The organism is Mesotoga sp. H07.pep.5.3 (genome assembly GCF_002752615.1).
GTDB lineage: Bacteria > Thermotogota > Thermotogae > Petrotogales > Kosmotogaceae > Mesotoga > Mesotoga prima.
Map to the genome: position 1 here is coordinate 125918 of NZ_AYTV01000025.1, position 22852 is coordinate 148769.

General features: G+C 47.0%; 13 protein-coding genes. 1 reads left to right on the forward strand and 12 read right to left on the reverse strand.

What is annotated here, in order from left to right:
• Positions 1-211 precede the first annotated feature (211 nt).
• From feoB to V513_RS11745, 4 genes are all read right to left on the reverse strand, one after another.
• Positions 212-2230, reverse strand: coding sequence for a ferrous iron transport protein B (gene feoB / locus V513_RS11730; protein ID WP_257212101.1), 2019 nt, complete (start codon positions 2228-2230; stop codon positions 212-214).
• Positions 2172-2510, reverse strand: a complete 339-nt coding sequence (locus V513_RS11735) for a FeoA family protein (RefSeq protein WP_099772869.1) — start codon at positions 2508-2510, stop codon at positions 2172-2174. Before V513_RS11735 ends, feoB begins: the two co-directional genes overlap by 59 nt.
• Positions 2491-3147: a metal-dependent transcriptional regulator gene (locus tag V513_RS11740; protein WP_099772870.1), complete on the reverse strand. Its 657-nt coding sequence runs from the start codon at positions 3145-3147 to the stop codon at positions 2491-2493. Before V513_RS11740 ends, V513_RS11735 begins: the two co-directional genes overlap by 20 nt.
• Positions 3148-3799: 652 nt before the next feature.
• Complete coding sequence (locus V513_RS11745; RefSeq protein ID WP_099772871.1) at positions 3800-4270, reverse strand: nucleoside recognition domain-containing protein; 471 nt, start codon at positions 4268-4270, stop codon at positions 3800-3802.
• 1395 nt (positions 4271-5665) lie between these two features.
• On the opposite strand from V513_RS11745, the gene V513_RS11750 reads away from it, so the two are divergent.
• Positions 5666-7033: an ATP-binding protein gene (locus V513_RS11750; protein ID WP_099772872.1), complete on the forward strand. Its 1368-nt coding sequence runs from the start codon at positions 5666-5668 to the stop codon at positions 7031-7033.
• Positions 7034-8666: 1633 nt separating this feature from the next.
• Here the strand turns inward: V513_RS11750 and V513_RS11755 are convergent.
• From V513_RS11755 to V513_RS11795, 8 genes are all read right to left on the reverse strand, one after another.
• On the reverse strand, positions 8667-8888 hold the full coding sequence (locus tag V513_RS11755) for a hypothetical protein (protein ID WP_099772873.1): 222 nt from the start codon (positions 8886-8888) through the stop codon (positions 8667-8669).
• A 917-nt stretch (positions 8889-9805) separates the two neighbouring features.
• On the reverse strand, positions 9806-11221 hold the full coding sequence (locus tag V513_RS11760; protein ID WP_257212102.1) for a DUF1254 domain-containing protein: 1416 nt from the start codon (positions 11219-11221) through the stop codon (positions 9806-9808).
• A 1203-nt stretch (positions 11222-12424) separates the two neighbouring features.
• Positions 12425-14671, reverse strand: coding sequence for a hypothetical protein (locus tag V513_RS11770; RefSeq protein WP_099772876.1), 2247 nt, complete (start codon positions 14669-14671; stop codon positions 12425-12427).
• A complete protein-coding gene (locus tag V513_RS11775; RefSeq protein WP_099772877.1) occupies positions 14665-15054 on the reverse strand; it encodes a hypothetical protein in 390 nt (129 codons plus the stop codon). The genes V513_RS11770 and V513_RS11775 overlap by 7 nt, the downstream gene beginning before the upstream one ends.
• A gap of 119 nt (positions 15055-15173) precedes the next feature.
• The gene (locus tag V513_RS11780; RefSeq protein ID WP_373561619.1) at positions 15174-18365 is read right to left on the reverse strand and encodes a type I restriction endonuclease subunit R; all 3192 of its coding nucleotides are present in this window, start codon (positions 18363-18365) and stop codon (positions 15174-15176) included.
• Positions 18366-18438: 73 nt separating this feature from the next.
• On the reverse strand, positions 18439-19641 hold the full coding sequence (locus tag V513_RS11785; RefSeq protein WP_180274892.1) for a restriction endonuclease subunit S: 1203 nt from the start codon (positions 19639-19641) through the stop codon (positions 18439-18441).
• Between the two features lie 84 nt (positions 19642-19725).
• Complete coding sequence (locus V513_RS11790) at positions 19726-20841, reverse strand: PDDEXK nuclease domain-containing protein (RefSeq protein WP_099772880.1); 1116 nt, start codon at positions 20839-20841, stop codon at positions 19726-19728.
• On the reverse strand, positions 20831-22459 hold the full coding sequence (locus tag V513_RS11795) for a type I restriction-modification system subunit M (RefSeq protein ID WP_099772881.1): 1629 nt from the start codon (positions 22457-22459) through the stop codon (positions 20831-20833). Before V513_RS11795 ends, V513_RS11790 begins: the two co-directional genes overlap by 11 nt.
• Positions 22460-22852: the final 393 nt, after the last annotated feature.

Here is a 22852-nt window from a genome sequence, read left to right on the forward strand (position 1 = left end):
ATGCGGAAAACATCAACGGATTTTGACTTACCGGTTTGGCACCAAGGGTAATTTGCTTCTTCCGTGAATCGCAAGCAGCACATTGCTTATAAAAATGAGTAGAAAGCGTTTTGCTTTGCTGAAGCCAACTAAGCTTTTGGGAATCATCACCGTATACGCTGCATTGCGCCAAAGCAATTTCTGATCGAGCAAATGAATGTAATATGCCTACTTAAGTGAGAAACAAACTACCAATTTGAAATACGAGAGAAGCAACAATGAACGCGAATACGGTTGTGTAAACAGCTGTAAAGAGAGCCCATTTGACTCCAGCTTCCTCCCAGATTGCGCCAAATACCGCTACGCATGGCATGTATAGCAATGTGAAGAGCATGAAAGCATACGCCGAGAGTGGTGTGAAATACTCACTCAAGGTCAGTTCGAGGTTTCCTTCCCCTACCAGCGTCTGATAAGTCCCGACCACGACTTCCTTTGCGAGAGCTCCCATTAAGACTGCAACCCCGCTCTCCCAGTGATCAATTCCCATGGGCTTCATTAGGGGAGCTACAGCTGAACCAATTACGCCTGCATAGCTTTCTTTGGAGCCATACTCCACTCCGGCGGGGAAGGTTGCCAGAGCCCAGATTACCAGGACAACTATAAAGATAATGGTGCCGGCCCTCTTGAGGAACATAAGGCTCTTGCTTCCCGCAAATCTCAGAGTCTCTTTAACCATTGGCGGCCTGTACGGCGGAAGTTCAAGCACAAAAGGCGAGCTTTCCCCCTTGAGGATCGTACTCTTGAATAACATCGCCATTCCAATGGCGGCCACTATTCCGATCACATAGATGCTGAACACGACGGTGCTCTGGTGTTTTGAGAAGAATATACCGGTGAAGGTAAGATAGATCGGCAATCTTGCGCTGCATGACATGAAAGGAGAAACAAGCATAGTGATCAGCCGGTCCTTTCTCGATTCAAGGGTCCTCGTAGCCATAATTGCAGGAACTGTGCATCCAAATCCGATTATCATAGGTATGAAAGATTTGCCGTGGAGCCCGATCTTGTGCATCAGCCTGTCCATGACAAATGCAGCCCTGGACATGTACCCTGAGGATTCGAGAACCCCGATCATGAGAAACAAGAAGAAGATGTTAGGAACGAAGACCATAACGCTTCCCACACCACTGATAATTCCATCCGAAACAAGAGAAACGACTATTTCCGGGACGTTCCCGGCAAGCAGGGAAACTGCAGATTCAGATAGCCATTCGAACCCAATCTCTATCTGTTCAAGAAAGAAATTCCCGATGGTAAAGGTTACCTCAAAGGTCAGCCACATTAGAAAGAAGAATATCGGAATTCCAAGCCATCTATTGGTGAGTATCCTGTCAAGTTTATCTGTGAAATCGACCCGACCGGTGTTTTTCTTCACAAAGTTCGTGTAAATCTCCTGAATCGATCTGTACCTCTCCTGGGCCATTGCTATAGAAGCGTCTCCAACAGACTTTTCGAGGTCTGAAACGATTTGATCGACTGCGTCCTTTATACCGCTTGAAGCTCTTTCGAGTAACGTTCTGTACTCTGGGTCTTTTTCAATGAGCTTTATGGACAACCATCTTGGGTCAAGCTCATTGGAAATATCGGAGTGCAATACCAGTGACTCTATCTTCCTGATTGCCTCTTCGATTCTCTGGTCGTGGAACTTTCTCTCTGTTCTCGACGAGACCTTCCCCACATATTCTAAAATCTTGTCCTTAAGATCCTTAATGCCGGTGCGTTTCAGCGCCGATATCATGACGACCGGCACCCCGAGCTCTCTGGCCACGCCTTCCGTGTCAATTGAGATCCCCTGGGCCTCCAGCTCGTCCTGCATATTTAGAACCACAATGACGTTCATACCCATTTCTATCAGTTCAAGAGTGAGATAAAGGTTTCTTTGCAGATTCGTACTGTCGATTATCGACAAGACCAGATCGGGCCTGCTGGTCACCAGATAGTCACGGGAGATTCGTTCATCTATCGAAAAGGCATTCAAGCCGTATATCCCCGGTAAATCGACTACTCTTGCCTTGATTCCGCCGAAGGAAAATACTCCTTCCTTCTTCTCTATCGTAACTCCTGGCCAATTTCCTATCTTTTGGTGCATCCCTGTCAGAGCATTGAACACCGCTGTCTTTCCCACATTGGGATTACCAGCCAGTGCGATATCGATAACGTCTTCTTCTACCAAAACGCCCTTTGACGGCATTGTTCTCCTCCCCTCCATCTACAAAGCGGACTCTTTCGTCCACTGGTTCAACTACTATCCTGCTTGCGAGAGAATTGCTCAGACCCATCCGAGACTCCCCTATTAGAAGAATCAACATTCCCTCAGCCGAGCCCCTCATAACTTCAACAACAGCGTTTTCGATAAGACCAATGCTTCGCAGTTTCGATCTCTGCGTTTCGCATCTTGAAAGATCAACTATTCTGCAGCGGCCCCGTCGCACGTTGCTGAGAAAGAATCTCTCAGATACTCTCGACGACAACGGCCCTCGCCTCCTCCTTACGAAGACTGAGTCTGTATCCCCGCACCTTTATCTCGATAGGATCACCCAGAGGAGCGATAGCCTCAAGCGAGATCTCTGTTCCAGGAAGCACTCCCATGCTCAAGAGACGTCTCTTCAACTCGGGATCGCCCCTGACGGCTTCGACCCTGTAGACCTTTCCGCTTTTTTGTTTGTCCAGAGTTCCTTGTGAGTCCTTTTCATAATCGTCAACGTAAGTCTGCATCTTTTTGAGGAGCTCAGGGTTTTCGGCGAAGAACCTCGTTACGGCTTCCATTTTCGTCAGCAATTCCTGATTTAGATGATGCTCGAGACCATGTGCAAGTTCGCCTGCTTTGCTACTCTCGATATACAGAACTTCTTCGAGAAAAGTCTTGAGAGAGTTGTGCTTCTCGAACAATAGACTGGCCTGCATCAGTCCTGCCTGAGTGAGTTTGATGTAACTGTACTTTTCGTAGTCGACGAGTCCATTTTTGCTGAGCTTCTTCAATGCAGAAATCACCGAGGAAGTTTTCACCCCGAGGATCTCAACCACATCTTTCACACGTGCAAAGTCCTTTTCGATCTGTATCTGATACACAGACTTCAGATAATCCTCCAGGCTCTCTGAAATAGTCACTCTGAAACCACTCCTTTACATATGAAGATAATGTAGACATATCTACTCTACTTATAGTATATTGTTATACTCCATCGTTGTCAAGACATCGAGTAGATTTAATTATCGTGCATTACGGGGGAAGAATCACCTCGTTGAAACCGTTATCAAAGGGGGCATCGGCTCCTCATCGACTGGGTTAGCGAAGTTCGAAGGGGCCCGTGTAACGTCGGGCAGGGACGCCCGACACTACGAACAGGCTGGGAGCCTGTCCTACTACGTTGATTTGGTAGCGCTGCCCCTCCTTAAGCAACATTGTTTGGTTTATGGTACACGAAAACCACCGTAAATAATCACCACGAACTTCTCCGAGTGGTCGGCGACTCTCTCCGGATCAGCGTGAATCTCAAGAAACTTTGGAGGCTATATGAGTAAAAAAATTTTGAGGCAGCGTCACCGGCTTCGGTAACATCTACTTTTGAGATATCACGTTACAAGCCCTCTCTTTTGCGGTGGGCAGGTGATACATGAGCACCGCGAGGATGACCCAGACGAAGTCGAAGCTAACCCATAACACTGGACTATTCCAAAAGTCGCTTGGCATTTGCTCTTCCCTTTTCTACTTTTTCTCAACCTGCTCCCTAAGTTCAGAACCTTCAGGGGACTTCAACCATCAAAAGCCCAGCAACCGTCCACCCTGATAGACGAAAAATGTGATCAGGCTGGCCATGACCATCGGCACGGCCAATCCCATCAGCGTCCACTTAAGGCTGCGAGTCTCCTTCCAGGTGGCCCATACGGTGACCAGGCAGGGCAGATAAAGCATAAAAAACACTAGGAACGAGTAGGAGGTCAACGGCGTCCACACTTGGGGCAGGTAAGCCAGCACCTGCTCCGACTCCGCCAGGCTGGTTTGAAGGCCATAGGTCATGGCCAGAGCGGGCACAATGATCTCTTTGGCCGGCAGGGCGAAGAGCAGGGCAGTTAGCATTGCACCGGAGAGCCCCCACGGCCGGCCCAGCGGTGCCAGTCCATGCACTAGCCAGCCGATGGCCGTCTGCTCAAAGGGGACGCCACGGGGGATATTGCCCAGGACCCAGATGAGCAGTGTGGCCGGTGCCGCGAACTCGACCGCCCGCCACATGGTGAGGGCCACCCGGTCCCAAAGCGCCCGCCATATCACCTGCCAAAACTGGGGAAGTTTTCACTCCGAGGATCTAAACCACATCTTTCACACGTGCAAAGTCCTTCTCGGTCTGTATCTGATACACAGACTTCAGATAATCCTCCAGGCTCTCTGAAATAGTCACTCTGAAACCACTCCTTTACATATGAAGCCAATGTAGACATATCTACTCTACTAATAGTATATTGTTATACTCCACCGTTGTCAAGACATCGGAAGCTTTTTCAGGAGTTTGAAGTATCCAGTGAGCCCGGCAATTCTTCATGCGAAGCAAACACGGCTTGAGGAAATACCGTAAAGAAAGAAGTGAAAGGAAGCGTTTCTATCCGGAAAAGACATAAAACCTCATACACTCGGGTCCGATACCACACAGACAGATACAGCGCATGAATTAATTACCCTGAAAGGATTCTAGGCTTGTGCAGATTGCGAGCGTATTACTAGGCTCTTAGCAGGATTTCGAAGAAAGTCTCAGGCGTTTAAGGCTCTAATCTGTAAAAGAATTTACGCTCTTTGCCTGTTAGTTATTTGGCCTTGTTATTTCATCTCTGTCGATGAAAGAACACGCGGGTTTCATTCGCTCCTGTACGGCCCTTATTTCGTTAAGCTAAGTGAGAGTCTTTACTTGCTGATACGTACAAACCGAATTCTGACCCCGTTTTTTAAACCCTCATTACGTCATCCTATAGAACCTGCCCCAATGAGCCTGCCCTGAAAGCCTGCCCCAATGAGCCTGCCCTGAAATGATCTTGTTCAGGGATTCTGTTTGGGGTCTCCTATTCAGGGCTTCTGTTTGAGGCTTTTCTTCAGTCATCCCGTTGTGCTCCTGTACGGGATCTCGCATTAGAAACCGCTCTACGCTTAAAACCAAGGACCCGCTGAACGCTTGGAAGAGCCGTCCTTCGTTGTCCCGTCCAAGAGCATGGATCCGCCTTTCGTCAAGACCTAAGCCCAGATCCTGAACAGGAGCATTTCAGGATGACCACTGGCTACGCCCTCTACCCTCATTCTATACCCTCTCTCTTTTGACAATACTCTAAGGGGAGAATATCATGCCCCGAAACATGTTGTATCATCCCGTAATATCCCCGCGCTTCATCCCGTAATGCTCCTGTACAGGATCTTGTTCTACAGTATTGCTCTTCCTCAATTGATCAATATAGCGTAGAAGAAAATTATCGTCGGAAAGATTCATGAATTACCTGGAAGACTTATGTATATATAATACAAAAAAACCGAGTCCTTTTCAGAGAAATTAATTGGAAACTAGAAAGGAAGAGAGGTATGAAGATGATTTGCTATCAATATACTATATAGTATAATACTGTAAAGTATAATAAGTAGGTGATTGCTGTGTTTGTTGGCAGAAAGAGGGAGTTAGCCTATCTCGAGGAGAGATTCGAAAGGGGAAAACCGGAACTGCTTATTCTATACGGCAGAAGGAGAGTTGGAAAGACAGAACTCACAAAGGAATTCTTGAGGAAGAAGCGGGGGATCTATTACCTGGCAGAGAAACTGCCTGAGAATCTTCAACTGAAGAAGCTCTCCGAGAAGGTTATTGAATTCTTCCACGAGGACATAATAACCAAATTCTCCAACTGGGAGATGCTCTTCAAGTACCTTGCCTCCAAGCACGATCGATACATACTCGTGATAGATGAATTTCCTTACCTTATAGAAAGAGAACCGTACATTATCTCGGCTTTTCAAAAGGGCTGGGACGAATACTTGTCAAACTCGAATGTCTTTCTCGTTCTCACGGGTTCGAGCGTCTCGTTAATGGAGAACAGTGTCTTGAGCTATAAGAGCCCTCTATACGGCAGACGAACTGGACAGCTTCTTCTAAACCAGTTTCCCTTCAATGAAATCGGCGCGTTCTTCGAGAAGAAATACGAATTTGACGATTTACTCAAGATATGGGGCACTCTTGGTGGAGTACCGTTCTATCTTGAGCAGTTTGACAGCGATCTTGACTATTACGGAAATGTCATGGAGAAGATATACAACCAGAACGAGGTGTTGTTTGCCGAAGCCGAGTTTCTTCTGAATGAGGAGCTCAGAGAACCGAGAAACTACTTCGCCATTTTGAGGGCAATCTCGCTCGGAAAGAGAAAACTGGGCGAGATAATAAACGAAACTGGTATCGACAAAAGTAGCATCATGAAATATATCTCCATTCTCAATCTTCTTGGCATAGTCGAGAAAGAAGTACCAGTGGGTGAAGATCCGCTTAAAAGCAAGAAGGGACTATACAGAATAGCAGACAACTTCTTCAGATTCTACTTCCGTTATGTTTTCTATTACAAAGATCTAATACTCACCGATCAGAGGGAAAGACTGTTGAGCATCCTGAAAGATACGGAAAACCAGTTCTTCTCGCTCACATATGAGGATTTCGCGCGCAGTGCCATCATGTGGATTAGCGGATCGAATTACTTCGAAATCGGTCGCTGGTGGGATAGAAACGCTGAAATCGATCTGGTGGGCATGAGCAGAGAAGAGAAACGGATATTATTGGGAGAAGTTAAGTGGAGTGAAAGGCCCGTCGGCACTGATATTCTAGCAGCATTGCGTGAAAGGGGAAATCTGCCGCGATGGGATGAATTCAAAGAGAAGGAGTACGCTATCTTCAGCAGATCTGGCTTCACCAAAGCTCTAGTTGACGAGGCTAAGTCCGATCGATCTCTAATGCTTTTTCACGGGGACAAGAGAATAGTCTAGATCCTGTGATAAGCACACCACTTTTGAAAAATCTGTCAGGAAGAAACCTCTTCGAGAGTTTAGTAATCTTCTGATGAGAGGAATAGAAATCGAGAAGCCAGTAACCTTCGGTGGCGAGTCAGGACTTCGTCGGAAAGTGAAAATGGGGACTGACGAGTTCAATAAGACCCGCTGAGTGCTGGGAAGTGCCGTCCTCCGTTGACCGTCCAAGAGCATGACCCGTCCACCGAAAGGATCACAGCTCAGATCCTGAACAGAAGCATTTCAGGATGACGCGAAGGACTGTTATCCCGTAGAGCCTGCCCTGATTAGCCTGCCCCAATATGATCCTGTTTGGGGTCCTGTTCAGGGCTCTTCTTCAGTCATCCCGTAGTGCTCCTGTACGGGATCTCTCAATAGAAACCGCTCTACGCTTAAAACCAAGGACCCGCTGAACGCTAGGAAGAGCCGTCCTTGGTCCTTCGTCCAAAACCATGAATCCGTCCTTCGAAGAGCAAATGCATGTTAATTGTTCCAAGTTCAAGCTGAAGTCCCGAGGAAAATGCGTCAAATGTCGTCATTCCGACAAAGCTACTGGTCGGAATCTCGATACTATTGCTTCATGGCTCTCCTCGGCGAACGGAGAACCGCTCAACGGTCAACCAGTTTCTCTTGGTCTTCCGACCCCCAATCACGGTCTTCAAAAGTGCAGATCCCGAAACAAGTTCGGGATGACAATGGGGGGACTTCTGAAAAATCATGACGGCTTGAGGGTGTTGGTTATTCCGAAAACCACCCATCCAGTCATGCTGAACTCGTTTCAGCATCCCGTTCTAAGAACCGCTCTGCGCTAAAGAACGAAAACCCGCTGAATGCAGTGAAGACAACGTTGTCCGTCAACGGTCCACCGTGCTTAGAGAGAATCAAAACCGGATCCCGAAACAAGTTCGGGATGACAATTAACGGTTATTCCGAAAAGGCTAGATTCCGTCATTCCGACAAAGCTACTGGTCGGAATCCTGATACTATTGCTTCACGGTTCTCCTCACAAGTGGTGACCAATCTCTTGCTCTTGCAACCTCTGAACACTGACCTCTAACCTCGTTTATTTCTAAGCCCAGATCCTGAACAGGAGCTTTTCAGGATGACCTAAGGGGAGAGTGTCATGCCCCAAAAACATGTTGTATCATTCCGTAATATCCCCGCGCGTCATCACGTAAAGCCTGCCCCTAAATCCACTCGCTTTGTCATCCCGTTATGGTTCTGCACGGGATCTTGTCCTGCATTATTGCTCTTCCTCAAATGATCAATATAGCGGAGAAGAAAATAAGCTTCGGAAAGATTCGTGGATTATCTGGAAGACTTGCGTAAACCTAATCCAAAAAATCGAGTCTGTCCCTTTCCAAAGTAAGGCCGGTTTTGGTTGCTAAGGCCAGTACGGATTCGCATTCACTTAGCAACACCCTTGCGCCGGCCATAACTGGCGCCAAGTTATGATTCCAAACAAATCTTTACATGTTGCTATAAATGATGTCTGTTCCGAAGAAGACCCTTAAGCGAAGTGCATGATTTGAGTGATTGAGAAGTTGAGTGGTGAGAAGTTATAGGATAAAGGTCGATTTCGTGGGTTCCGTCAGCCGTCAGCTCAAGTCGACTAGCCCTTCTTACGCGGTATGAATAGTAACACACAGCCAACCGCTATTGAGATAACACCTGCCCAAATTGGAATCTGTACCGTTTCTTTTTCCTTCACACTTATCTCTGCACCACCGAGATCGACAGTGTGAGTATCCTTGGTGTATGTAACCGCTCCGTACACTAAGCCCAAAACGCCGGCCACGATGAGCACAATTCCGATAATCTTAACTACATTCATTTAATCCCCTCCACTTCCTTGTTCTTAAAAACCGTTGAGATGCACCAACATTACAAAAGCGCTTTATTTGGTTAAAGTACTCCTTACCTCTTTTACAATTTGCTTATATATATATTATATCCTGTTAACCTTGAGAAAGGATACTTTGCGATGTCTCTAGTGAAGCACATTTATTTCCTAGAATTATGATCTTCGAACGATATAGAAGGGAGATTTGATACTCCACTAAGCAAATTTGTGAGTTAATCTTGAAAAGGCAAAGAACTCAGGAAGAATTGTACATTAAACGTGTAATTCCAAAGTACTCACAAGCCAACCGTGAGTCAAAGAACCCTGCACGCTTAGAACAAAAAACCGGTGATCGTTGTGAAGAGCCGAGAAAGAGCATTTACGAGAGTTCGCTGCGCTCACGAGAAGACGAGAGAACCGTTTCGCCCTGTCTCCGTATCTCGTGGGACTTCTCTTTTTTCTTTTGGCTTTCTGCGAAGCAGCCTCACTTCCGCCGGGGGGCATCCTTGCATCTTGGTAAGTTCTTTTCAAGTCCGGCTTCTACATCCCCGCTCGAGCGGGGGGACCACTTGCGGTAGGGTGTGTGCTCTTTGAAACCGCTTTGCTAACTCGTGCCCCACAAACAGCAATGCGTCTTTCATTTTGCAACTGCTTTTTCCGCGCGAAGCGGGCATTGCGTCCTGGCATGATCTTTGCCAGCCCTGCGTCCACTGATGCTCCTCAGTGCATTGCATCCCGGCACGATCTTTGCCGGCATTGCGTCCAATGTTCTATAAGGGTATCACTTCCCGGGATGCTCTTCCAAGTATCACTTCAGATCTTGATGCCACCAATTGCGGCTCTGCAAAAGAGCGAATCTGTCACGGATTGAATTCAATATTCCAGAGCCAGACTCAATCTCGGACTCCTCAAGGTTTGCCGACATTATCCACAGTTTCAGATTTCCTCACTGGAACCAAACAAGAAAGAGAATCCAGCACTTCTCGTGAAGGAAGATATAATCTCATGGTGAGTGAGAAGATTCCATCTGGTGCGGGTAGCCAGTTAGATTCCTTGTCAACGCCAGGTGATTCATGCTGAATATAGATAACCAGTGAACCGTCCTCTTCATATTTAATATCAGTACGATCGCCTATCGAATAGCGATTTATCTCATTGGCAACCAGGAACTGATCTTCACCGTACATCGTGATTGACCAGAATCCCTTTGGTTCAACTGCCGGAACCTCATCACTATTGAAAGAGAGAACGTAATTGAATCTCGATCCATCAAAAGCATCCCCGTCTGCATCTACTAGACCGTTCGGGCAATACGCTTCTTCAAGGCTGTTCCCGTACAAGCTACGATAAGCAGCCACAGCCCGCAGTTCGTACTCTCCCTGCATTTCTTCTCGATTCCCGAAGACACTCAGATTCCAGCCGTTTTTCGAGATTCCCACGATTTCTCCCGGGCTCTCAATTATCTCCAGAGCTTCCTGGATTCCTTCCTCCAGCGCCTCTCTTATGCCCGGCGGCATTGCATTGACGTCGAAAGGGAGGTTCGGACCAATGCCTATCTTTCCGAACTGCTCTGTCAGATCCTTCTCACTTGGGTGTATTTGAAGCTGCCCCAGAAGAAAATTGAAATACGAGATAAACTCCGCGGATTCGGCTTTTGTCTTGTCATAGGTCGGGAAAATAGTGGGATCTGCGGCCGGCGGAGCCTCTTCTCCAAGATATGAACTGAGGGATTGAATCTCATGTTCATCCTGTATTGCTAGAACCTTCTCAAGATCGCCTTCGACCTCCATGTCGACCGCAATCCGAACCAGGCACAGGACAAAATTCCCCTCGCTACGGAAGACGTCATCGACTCCGGAAGGCGTGCTGCCCTGCCAGAAAGGGCCGGAAATTACGAAGGTTCGTGCCCCAGTTCCGGTAGCTCTTGTGCCAACATAAGCGAAGTTGTGTGTGTACATGTCGATCATCTCGAAGGAGTAATAACGGTCCTCTACTGCCGGCACACTCACCACTACAGGCTCCGATCTCAGGTCAAGCCAGAGCCTAGAATAGATGCTGTCGTTATTTGGCCGGACAACTTCTCTGTAATCAGGACCGCGAAGGCTCCTTTTGTGATAGAACATGCTGAATAGCCCGGGATCGACCGCCTGGATTATCATGGTCTTGAAATTCTCCAACATCGGATAAGCAAAGATGTATGCTTGCTTAGCGATTTCTTTTGCTTCATCGAAATTTGTTGTCAGTTCCGTTGCGTTTGCAATTGGAGAAGAAAACAGGAAGAGACAGAGAATGGCAAGCGCGATCAGATGCTTGCATTGTAGCACTTTCCGCACCCCCTTGTGCGCTCCAAATATCATACAAAAGGGCTTTGGCAGAAGAGAAAAGGCGAGGCTTTAGGTTTGAAGGCACACAGCCGATTATACTGTAGAACGATTCAGAATCCAAGGAAAAAGGCAGACTCCTGACAGAAGAACTCTCGTCGGGAAGTGGTTACTCCCCAGCATTCTTCTGCTCTCAAATTCCGCCTCGACTAGAAGGCAAGAAATAGAGCCGTCACCAGTCATCCCGTAGAGCCTGCCCCAAAATGGTCCAGTTTGGGGGACCTGCACGGGATCTCTCATTAGAAACCGCTCTACACTTAAAACCAAGGACCCGCTGAACGCTAGGAAGAGCCGTCCTTGGTCCTTCGTCCAAAACCATGAATCCGTCCTTCGGGAAGACTGGTTCTTCGTTCCGACGCTGCGCGTCCAGGTTGTTCGTTCTTGGAACAGATCCCGGATCAAGTCCGGGATGACAGCGTATGGTTACTCCGAAAACGCCCAATTCCGTTCTTCCGACAAAGCTCCTGGTCGGAATCCTGATACTATTGCTTCACGGTTCTCCTCGGCGAATGGAGAACCGCTTTGTTTTGATCTTCCGAGACCCGAGACCCGTTTCGTTTGGCTTTTTTACTTGCAACTCACAACTTGGAACTTGGAACTGATCTTCTGTTCTTTCCAACCACCGACCCGCTACCCCCATCATCGTTTGCGAGTTTCAATTCCTCATAGGTACTCTTAGAACAAGCTTTTCTCTGAATCTAGATGTCGCCGAGGTGTTGTTTCAATTCCTCATAGGTACTCTTAGAAACGGTAAACAAGAAGCAAATCCAGGTGAAACATTTCGCGTTTGAATTCCTCATAGGTAGTTTGAAAGCGCACCGCCCTCGGGGGCTTTCTTGTGATGCTAATTCGTTTCAGTTCCTTATAGGTAACCTGGAAGCGGTGCCAAAGCTTATAAGAGCATTGGGTCTGTTGTTTCAATTCCTCATAGGTAGCCTTGATGCTTTGTAGAAGTATATCATATATGTATTGATTGTGTTCCAATGCCTCATGGGTAGTCCAAGAAGGTATTTGCATCAGCTCTATTAACCGAATTCTTCAAAAGGCTTCTGCTTATCGAGTAGTTCCTTCAATTTCAAATTCTATTCGAACTTGATTCTATTATCTCCCTCGGTAGTCGGTTTTCGCCGATCCAGCTCATCCATCCTAATATCGAGAGGAATCCCTTTCGGCGCTCATTAGATTAGTAAACATGCTTATAAGAGAGAATACGAATGATCTGTGTTCTATGGAGATTTTTAAGTTAATCGGCAGAGCTACCACTGTGTCAACTTCTTCTGGAGGAAGTGTGACCCAGTTTTCCTCAGTCACGAGTGAAAGACTCGAAATTCTGCCAGTGGAAGACACATTTAGGATTGTTTTTTCGCTGATGCTCTTCTCACTCACGGAATATCCTGAAGCAAAAGCGTCGAAAGGGGAAAAGCTTTGTAACCCGCTATACAGAATCATATTATCGTCAACAATCCCTTTCTTTACTGATACAAAGAATTCGCTCGTCACTTTTTTGGGAATCATTGGAAGCTCGAGAATTCTGAGTTTCTTCATTCTGAATCTGAATTCCAGAGGGGTCATGTACTTTTCTCTAGATATGTTCTCTGGCATCCTTACTAGGAGGCCATCTGCAGTTGTCAGAGCAATCACAGAAGACTCCAGTTCGCTAAAACACTCTTCAAGAGGGAACCCGGGGCGAATCGAATCCAGTTCTAGGTCAGTGTTTCTTGATACAGCTCTTATTAACACCCATTTCGGGCAGTAATCTGTAATGCTTAGGGTAACAAAAGATTCTTCTAAGAAATCAAATGAAACACGGTCTACGCTTTCGTATTCTGTATAGCCTGGTCTATTGGAGTCAAGCATTATTACTTCAAGTCGAACTGCTTGCTCTGTCACAATTGGAAAAAACTCAAGCAGTAATTGCAGAGCCATCGGAGCGATAATAAATAGTGGTAGACGCCATTTTCGCGGATTGCAACACATGATGAGATTATGTCTCATAAGCAAAGGTATGAACACGACAGCGATCATCATAATTAATACAGAAGCTAATTCTATACAATCGAAACTTGCGGAGCAAGTAGACGCAAGAAAATAGTTTAGGATCAAGGAGGACTCGGCAGTCATTATCGATACTATCAAACAAAATGCCAATTTCCGCGTGAATGGAATTTGGATGAAGCTACCTGAACTCTCTTCCCTAGACTCAATCAAAGACCAGACTATGATTAGCCAAAGGAAGAGCAAGAAGTAGTCTATAAGGACGAACCAACTACTGAAAGAGGCACTCAGAATCATTCCAAGCTCTTTAAAATTGGGGTCATATTGAAGCCGAATAATGCCTAGACCATAAGAATCAACTACGAGGAGTTCCAGCCATTCACGAGATACTCGGAAAACTCCCAGAAGGCTTCCAACGGGATCAATCGTCCACATCTGAGAGTTATCAGCGAAATCATTGAGACCATTTATCTCATCTAGTTGCGCAATTAGGGTGAAAGAACTATCTTCAGTTGTCAATACGAAGACATTGTCTAGCGCGAAGAGATTAAAGTCGTCACGCATCTCGTGAGTCTCGGTTACGGAATCCCTTTCTAGATTGTAGGTATACAAACCCCACCTAGTGACCACCAAGACTTCGCTTTCACCAGAATCATTAATCATAGTGAAGTAATCGACGGGTGAATCGACCGAGAGACAGCCAGACTCTTCACGCTTCAAAAAGACACTATTGATCTCATCAATTCCGAAAACAGTCAGTTCGCTTAATTCGGGAGTAAAAATCTGGACCATTCCATTTGTGTAAGCCTTCAGGCCTACGCAGGATTTGTCTGGTAATTCAACAGTCTCAAAAGAATAGGGAACCCAGTTCTCATTGAAGGGTGAACACGAATAGCAAAGACTCTTGCGAAAGTCTATGAATCCCTCAGAAGTAGCAACATAATCTGCTGATTCTGTTTCAAACAGACCAATGACGTCTTCTACGCAGTTGACCGTGTACTCTCCCGTCTTTTGTAGATCGTTAAACTCCTGAACAACTAGAGTCTGATTATCAGTTCTGGTGATAATAATGATCGTCTCTCTGTTATGTATGTTTAAGAAGTCTAGTAACTCTACTTGCCCCTCAACAACGAATTTTCTTTGCTCAGTTGAGTAATTCTTAGACACTCTTATTAGGTTAAGGGCACCTTCGCGGTCAACAAAACCAACAGTGTTTCCAGACTGAACAACGGAGTACTGATCAAGATCAGGTCGAGAAAGAAGACAGCGGTCATAAATCAGAGGATCATGAATTTGAGAAACAAGTGACGTCAGAAGAAGAAAAAACGGGAGAAGTACAATGAGGACTTTTCCGGCTGTCTTGATCGCACCTAACAGCTCCCTTAGGTCCTTTACCATCTTTTTGCATTCCACTCCCTCAATAGGATTTCATCGTTCAATAAAAAGAAGCCGTTGATTCTTCCCATACTGTCCATCGTGCCACAATATTGCCCCACTAGCTCATTCTCGGATTTCAGATATATGAAAACCTTTCTTCCGGGAGCTGTGTAGCCCTCAATAGTAACTAATATACCTTTGTATTCTGCATGCCCGATGAACTTACCGTCAGTCATATCGTTAGAAATTACGAATTCAGTAGGTGCATTTCTGGCGTCTTCATTGTAGGATATTTCCCAAATACCTCTCATATTTAATGGCGAAATGTACGGGCACTTGGGGGCAAACAGAACAAGGAGAAAGATACCTAAGAATACTGATGCCAGAACCTCTGTAAAGCGCAATCTTCAACCTCCTTTTCTTGATCAGATATTACCCACAAATGTGCTATTAGATTATCAATTTGCTCACTGCTAGGCTATTCTGCCAACACGGCTCCAAGCTTTTTTGTGAATAGAGTTCATTATTTATCTGTCCAGTCGCGGCATATGTATTCGGCCTGTTCGAGCACCGTTTTGACTGCCTGCTGTTGCAGGTCGGGCGGGTAACCGAACTTCTTGAGAATGCGCTTGATCTGGGTTCTCAGTCTTGCTTTGACATTCTCTCTAAGGGTCCAGTCAATGGATATGCTCTTCCTCATCGTATCTACGAGATTTACCGCTATTACTTTGAGCTGCTGGTCTCCCATGATGTCAACTGCGCTTTTGTTCTCAGATAGCGCATCGTAAAATGCAAGTTCGTCATCAGATAGTCCAAGCTCTTCACCTCGATTTCGAGCCTGTTGCATCATCTTAGCCAGTTCTATCAATTCCTCAATGATCTTGGCCGTTTCAAGTTGCCTGTTCTTGTATTTGATTATGCTCTTTCTCAGCATCTCGGAAAAAGCGCGAGATTGTATTAGATTCGTTCTCGAGAAGCTCTTGATCTCATCGTTAAGCAGCTTTTTAAGCATTTCTACCGCCAAATTCTTCTGAGGAATTTCTCTCAACTGAGCTAGAAACTTCTCTGAGAGTATCGAGATCTCCGGTTTCTCGACCCCGATTGACTGAAATAGGTCCACAACCCCTTCGGAAACAATTGCTTTAGAGACGATCTGTTTTATCGCGGCATTGTAATCTATCGGTTTCGTTCCATTCTCTGGAGATTTCTTTAGTATTGATGCTTTCACCATCTGGAAGAAGGCGACATCGTCCGTAATAGCCATAGCTTCCTGTGCGGGAACGGCCAGCGCGAAAGCCTTCGAGAGCTCTGTCACATACTTGACAAACCTTTCTTTTCCATTCTCCAGCCCGAGTATGTGATCGGCAGTCCACATGACAAAAGCTAGCTTTTCACTCTTGTCGATCGAGAAAAATCTCTTGTATTCGAATCCGTGGAACATAGCTGTGAGAACATCGAATTTCTCGAGCATAACTGCAACGGCTTCGCTCTGATCGACTTTGATCTTTCCCTTTCCACCACTTCCCGTATAATCTGCAAGAGCCTCTCTCAGATCCTCCGCTATCCCGATATAATCGACGACAAGCCCGCCCGGCTTATCTCTGAAGACTCTATTGACCCTTGCGATGGCCTGCATCAGGGTATGTCCGTGCATCGGCTTATCAATATACATCGTATGGAGACATGGGACGTCGAAGCCGGTCAACCACATATCCCTGACGATTACCAGCTGAAGGAGGTCCTCCGGATCCTTGAAACGTTTAGCGATTTCTTCCCGCTGCTTTCTCGTTCTTATATGCTGCTGCCAGCCAGGATCGTCGCTGGCAGAACCTGACATGACGATCTTGATCGCGCCCTTCTTATCGTCTTCACTGTGCCAGTGTGGCCTCAGCTTGATTATCTCGTTGTAGAGATCGACACAGATCCGCCTGCTCATGCAGACGATCATTCCCTTTCCAATATTGACTTCCTGTCTCTTCTCGAAATGATCGACCAGATCGGCCGCGATTCTGCCAAGTCTTTTCTCAGTTCCGGCCACGGCCTCCAGAGCGGCCCATTTTGATTTTAATCTCTCTTTCTCAGACTGCTCTTTACCTTCAGTAACTTCCTCGATATCCCTGTCTATGTGAGGCATCTCGTTTTCATCTAGATCGAGCTGTGCGATCCTGCTTTCGTAGTAGATCTTCACTGTCGCTCCGTCCTTTACGGATTGCTCAATATCATAGACATCGATGTAGTCACCGAATACGTTTCTCGTGTCCCTGTCAGAGAGGCTTATAGGAGTTCCCGTGAATCCGATAAACGAAGCGTTTGGAAGGGCATCTCTCATGTGCCTGGCAAATCCATCAATGAAGTCATACTGGCTTCTGTGTGCTTCATCCGCAATCACTACGATATTGCTCCTGTCTGAAAGCATAGGGTATGGCTCTTGTCCTGTATCAGGCAGAAATTTCTGTATGGTAGTGAAAACAATACCTCCTGAGGCTACTTTGAGCTTTTCCTTGAGGTCTTCTCTAGATTCTGCCTGAACCGGGGTCTGTCGCAGAAGCTCGACCCCTCCCGAAAATGTATTGAAGAGCTGATCGTCAAGATCGTTCCTGTCTGTGATCACTACTATGGTCGGGTTATCCATCTGGACGACCAGCTTCCCGGTATAGAAAACCATCGAAAGGCTCTTGCCGCTGCCCTGAGTATGCCAGATGACTCCGCATCGCCTGTCGCCGATCGAAGAAGTTGCCTTCAAGGTCGATTCCACAGCCTTGTTCACGGCATGATACTGATGATACGCCGCCATCTTCTTCAAAGTTTTATGTTCGGAAGTCTCGAAGACGATGAAGTGCCTGATCAGATCAAGAAGGACCTTTTTGTTCAGCATTCCCTTGAGGAGGACCTCCATCTGCGGGCGCTTCTGGACGGGAATATCCTTCGAAAGCCATGGTTTGAGCTCGAGCTCTTCGACCAGAGCTGTCTCTTCGTTCAGAGAGAACACCGGTCCGTTATCCAGGCTGTACTTGTGTAACTCCTCTATCTTCTGAAGCTCGGGACTCAGCTCGATAACCTCTTTCCCGTCAAGCGTCTTCCAGGGCATGAAACGCTCTCTGTCAGATGTCAATGTGCCGGCCCTTGCTTCTATCCCGTCGGAGATAATCAGCGCTTCATTGAATCTAAAAAGATAAGGAATCTGAGACTTGTAGGTCTCCAGTTGGTTAAAGGCCGACCAGATCGAGGCGTTCTCGTCGGCGAGGTTCTTCAGCTCGATAACGACTATCGGAAGCCCGTTGACGAAGAGAATGATGTCCGGCCTCCGCTCCTTCATGCCCATTACCGTGTACTGGTTTACGGCGAGGAATTCGTTGTTCAGTGGATCTTCGAAATCGAAAAGCCAGACCTTGCCCCAAGTGGTCTTTCCGTCCTTTCTACGATATTCGACATCCACGCCATCAGTCAGATATTTGTGAAAGATCTTGTTGTTCTCGACGACATCCGGACTCTCTTGTGCAACAATCTTTCTAGCGGCTTTATCTATGCCGTCCAGGGGTATGTGGGGATTGACTCTAGCTAGAGATCTGCGGAGGCGCTCGATCAGAACGACATCCCTGTATGTGCTACGTTCGGGAGAGTCACCGTCTGGTGAAATATCCGGTCCGGAGATCCTTTCATACCCGATCTCCGTCAGGATATCCAGAGCTATCTCTTCAATTTCCGATTCAGTCATTGCCTTTGGCACTGGAATCACCCCATATCCTTCGCTATTACCGCTTCTCACATCGGCGAATGACTTTCCGCCTCTACAATTGATCGTCTTCTTTCTCGGAGACAGGAACTCTGATTTCTCCTGACATGAGTTTCGGGAGGAGAATATCTCTTAATGAAGCCAATGCGTTTATCTCAGTCTGATTAAGAAGGATTCTCTGAAAAAGGCATTCAACCGTTTCATGGAATCTAAAAATTGTCGACTCCGAAGGAAAAATGATGCTAGTATTTGAAAACTCCTTGGTGTTCAAATTCAGTGTGGCTGAGCCACCGCTTGCCATTTGAACCAGAGTATTCTGAAGTTCTTTCATCATGAAATATGTGTAGTAAACTAGGTATTTTTTCCTCGGAACAATACTGTTAATCTGCTGATTCGTAAAAGATTCTCTTGAAGTGATTACTACTTCACCAACTGTAGCGATGCAACTAACGCAGATGGAATTGGCAGGTAGTAGCTTCTTTCTCATAATGTTGATAGCTTCGCAAGACAGCGTATCGTTGCTATTGACAGCAAATACCTGATTGTGCATATCGGGAATCTTAATGAAAGGAATACTGGCATTCTCATAGAATACTCTTTGCTTCTTCGGGGGTGTCTTGCCGCAAACGATATTCCCAAGTGACTTAATTTTGACAATTCTCCATCCTTTAGGAATAGGGCCGAGGGGGGAGTCAATCATTTCGCCGCCCGAGGATTTGTAAGGCTCGCCGTTGTCATTAGGGAATTCGAAGTCTATAAACCAGTGCTTGAAGATGGCCCGGGCCATCGCCTCCAGCGTCTGGTTCATCCGGTGGTTCAATTCGATCTTGTCGTCCAGCGACCCGAGAATATGGGCTATGGCACGTTGTTCGTGCAGTTCAGGAACAAGTATCTTCCGTGCATGTGCAGCATCCCTGCTTAAACCAGGTACTGCACTGTCTGAATTCATGTTTTCAAGTCCAAGGGACTTAAGCAAGTAATAAGTGTATCGTAAATCCCTGTGGTTTGCCCTGCTGACATAAAATGTCGTATCAATCGGCCAGAAAGGTTGTGCCGTATAATGGACGGCTCCAACGGTACCTTTTCGGCCAATTACAATTCCAGACTCTTCGACCAAAGGTTTATTGTGGAAACCAACGGGACCGTTTGAACCATAAACGCGATAGGGACCATTCTCTCTCTTTTTCTCAGGAAGATTCTTCCCGTAAGCAAAAGGGGAAAACTCTCCTACGGTTGTTTCTCTCCACTCAGCCCCCATAGCCCAGGGCCTCCAAATTCTTTTTGATGACAGCTTCGAGCCGGTCGGCATCGGTTAACTGCTCGTAGAGCGTGTCTGCTCTTTTCATTCCCCCACCTCCCGCATCTTCTCTTCCAGAAATTTCTGTATTTCTTCCTTGCGGGGCAGTTCGAGCTGGTACTTGGAGACGAACAGGTGGTTGTCCATACCTGCCAGGGCGTATTCCACCAGGGCATGGTCTTTTTGCGTGCAGAGCAGAATGCCCACGGGCGGCTTGTCTCCGTCGGCCATCATGTTTTTCCGGTACCAGCTCACATAGGTGTTGAGCTGTCCGAGATTTTCGTGGTTAAAGGACTCGACCTTCAACTCCACCAGCACATGGCATTTAAGGATGCGGTGGTAGAAAACCAGGTCAACGAAACCGTGTGTATCACCGATCAGGATCCGCTTCTGGCGGGCTTCAAAGCAGAATCCGTGGCCAAGCTCCAAAAGGAAATCCTGTAGTTTATTCAGGAGCTGATCCTCCAGATCGGACTCCTTCATGGCCTCACAGGACTTTATCCCGAGAAACTCAAAAACATAGGGATCGCGGACAGCCAGTTTCGGTTCGCTCTTTTCCGTCCCTGATTGGACCAGTTCTGCCAGTTTTTCTTTGTTTTCCGATAACCCGGAACGCTCATAGTAGAGGCTGCCGATCTGCCGTTTGAGCTCCCGCACCGACCAGTTTCCCCGGATGCACTCGATCTCGTAAAAGGTCCGTTTGAGAGGATCGTCAAGATCCACGATCAATTCCAGATGGCTGTATGAAAGCCGATATACGAGTTTTTCCGGTGGGATTTTCAATTGTGGGGACGGTGTCCCCACTTTTTCAATTCCATGTAAGTCCGCAGGCAGCAAAGTTTTCAATTGTGCGGACAGTGTCCCCACAATTTGAGGATAAAGCCGGTAAAAACGTAGGTAACGATAGAGCTGGCGGCGATTGCAATTACTCACATTGATGCCTGTCAGCCGCTTTGCCAGTTCTGAAAGGAGTTTATCACCGTAATCCGCCCGGTCCGAACCGTTCAGTTCATATTTGTCAATATAGGCGCCGATCATCCAGTTTCGAAGGGTCAGGCTGACATTGACCGCCCGCCCGGCCTGCGCAGCCATGTTTTCGTCTACCTGGTGAATAGCAGTGACCAGGGTGCTGAAGTTGAAGCCTTCGTGGTTATTGGCCATAGCCCAAGCCCTCCAGGTTCTTTTTGATAGCGGCTTCGAGCCGGGCAGCTTCGGCGAACTGCTCGTAGAGGGTGGCTGAAAGTTCGGCCATCTTTTCCTCAAACGGAATGCCATCGTCCTCGATCTCTTCCATGCCTACGTAACGGCCAGGGGTCAGGATATAGCCGTTCTTTCTTATCTCATCAATCATTGCCGTTTTACAGAAGCCGGGGATGTCTTCGTAACCTTCAGACTCTTCTCTCTCGCCGGATTCCTTCAGGTAGTTCTCTATCGTCGATTGCTCGGCGGCAAGAAGCGTCTGGCCGGTCTCCATCGAAGCCATCTCCCCGCGCCAGGTGTGATAGGTGTCCGCGATTCTCTTTATATCCTCTTCCGTCAACGTCTTATGTTTACGATCAATCATTACGCCAAGCTTTCTTGCATCTATGAAGAGCGTCTCTCCCCTTCTATCTCTGAACTTGTTGTTCTGTCTGTCCCGGGAGACGAACCAGAGGCAAACGGGGATCATCGTGTTGTAGAAAAGTTGGCTGGGAAGGGCAACTATGCAGTCAACGAGATCTGCTTCGATTATGTTTTTTCTTATCTCGCCTTCTCCTGATTGATTTGAAGACAGCGAGCCGTTAGCCATTACGAAGCCCGCGATTCCGTTTGGTGCGAGATGGCTTATGAAATGTTGTATCCAGGCGTAGTTGGCATTTCCCGCAGGGGGGATGCCAAACTTCCATCTGGCGTCGTCCCTAAGAGAGTTGCCGCCCCAGTCGCTGTCGTTGAAGGGAGGATTAGCCAGAAGGTAATCTACGCGTAGATCTTTGAACTTGTCGTTGTGGAAGGAGTCGCCATATTCGATTTTAGCGTCTATCTGTCTGATCGCCATGTTCATCTTTGCAAGCTTAACGGTCGTGCTGTTCGACTCCTGACCGTATATAGAGACGTCGGTTCTTCTCCCTCCATGTGATTGTATGAATTTCTCGCTCTGCACGAACATTCCGCCAGAGCCGCAGCACGGGTCGAGGATTCTGCCCTTATACGGTTCGATCATTTCAACAAGGAGTTCGACAATGCACTTTGCAGTGTAAAACTGCCCGCCGTTCTTTCCTTCGGCATCGGCGAATTTCCCGAGGAAGTATTCATATACCCGCCCGAGCACGTCTTTGCTCTGGCTCTCTTTGTCACCCAAACCTATCGTGCTTATTAGGTCTATTAGTTCGCCGAGCCGCCTTTTGTCGAGCGATTCCCTGGAGTAATCCTTCGTCAGGACTCCGGCCAGCGTATCGTTCTCCTTCTCGAGAGCCTCCATCGCTTCGTCGATAATCCTTCCTATCTCGGGCTTCTTGGCCGAGGTCTTTATATTTGACCATCTGGCCTTCGCAGGCACCCAGAAGATGTTATCGGCAAGGTACTCGTCGGGGTCTTCGGGGTCGGTGAAGTCCGTTTCTTCTCTCGCTTTGAGGTCGGCATACTTTTCTTCAAAAGCATCGGAGATGTATTTGAGGAATATAAGGCCGAGCACCACATGTTTGTATTCCGCCGCGTCCATGTTGCCTCTCAGCTTGTCGGCTGCCTGCCAGAGTTTTTCTTCAAAACCGAGATTTGCTCCGTTTTCGTTCTTCTTTGCCATGCCTTCATCTCTCCCTGAGCTGTAGTAGGTCTTCTCTGTGGCCATCTGAGTCTTTTCAATATTTATAAAGTATGTCTATTCGGCTGCTTCTTGCGATAATGAATAATGGACGTAACTGCCAGAAGATTGAGCACAGAGTTGCAGAGCTGATCAGATAGCGTCTGTTCACTATTATATTCATTGTTACAAAGAAAACCAAATGCAACTTTACATTCTAGCAGGGATAGATGGAGACTTCTGCCATACAGAAAGGTCTTACGCATTCTTTCTTTAGGGTATTCTGACGCGTCTTTCGTTCCAAGTAGCTTTCGCTGAAGGGAACACGCTAATTCCTGCTCCAGAAGTGGTGAGACGCTCACAAAACACTCGTGAGTTGGTAGTATGGATGCAGAA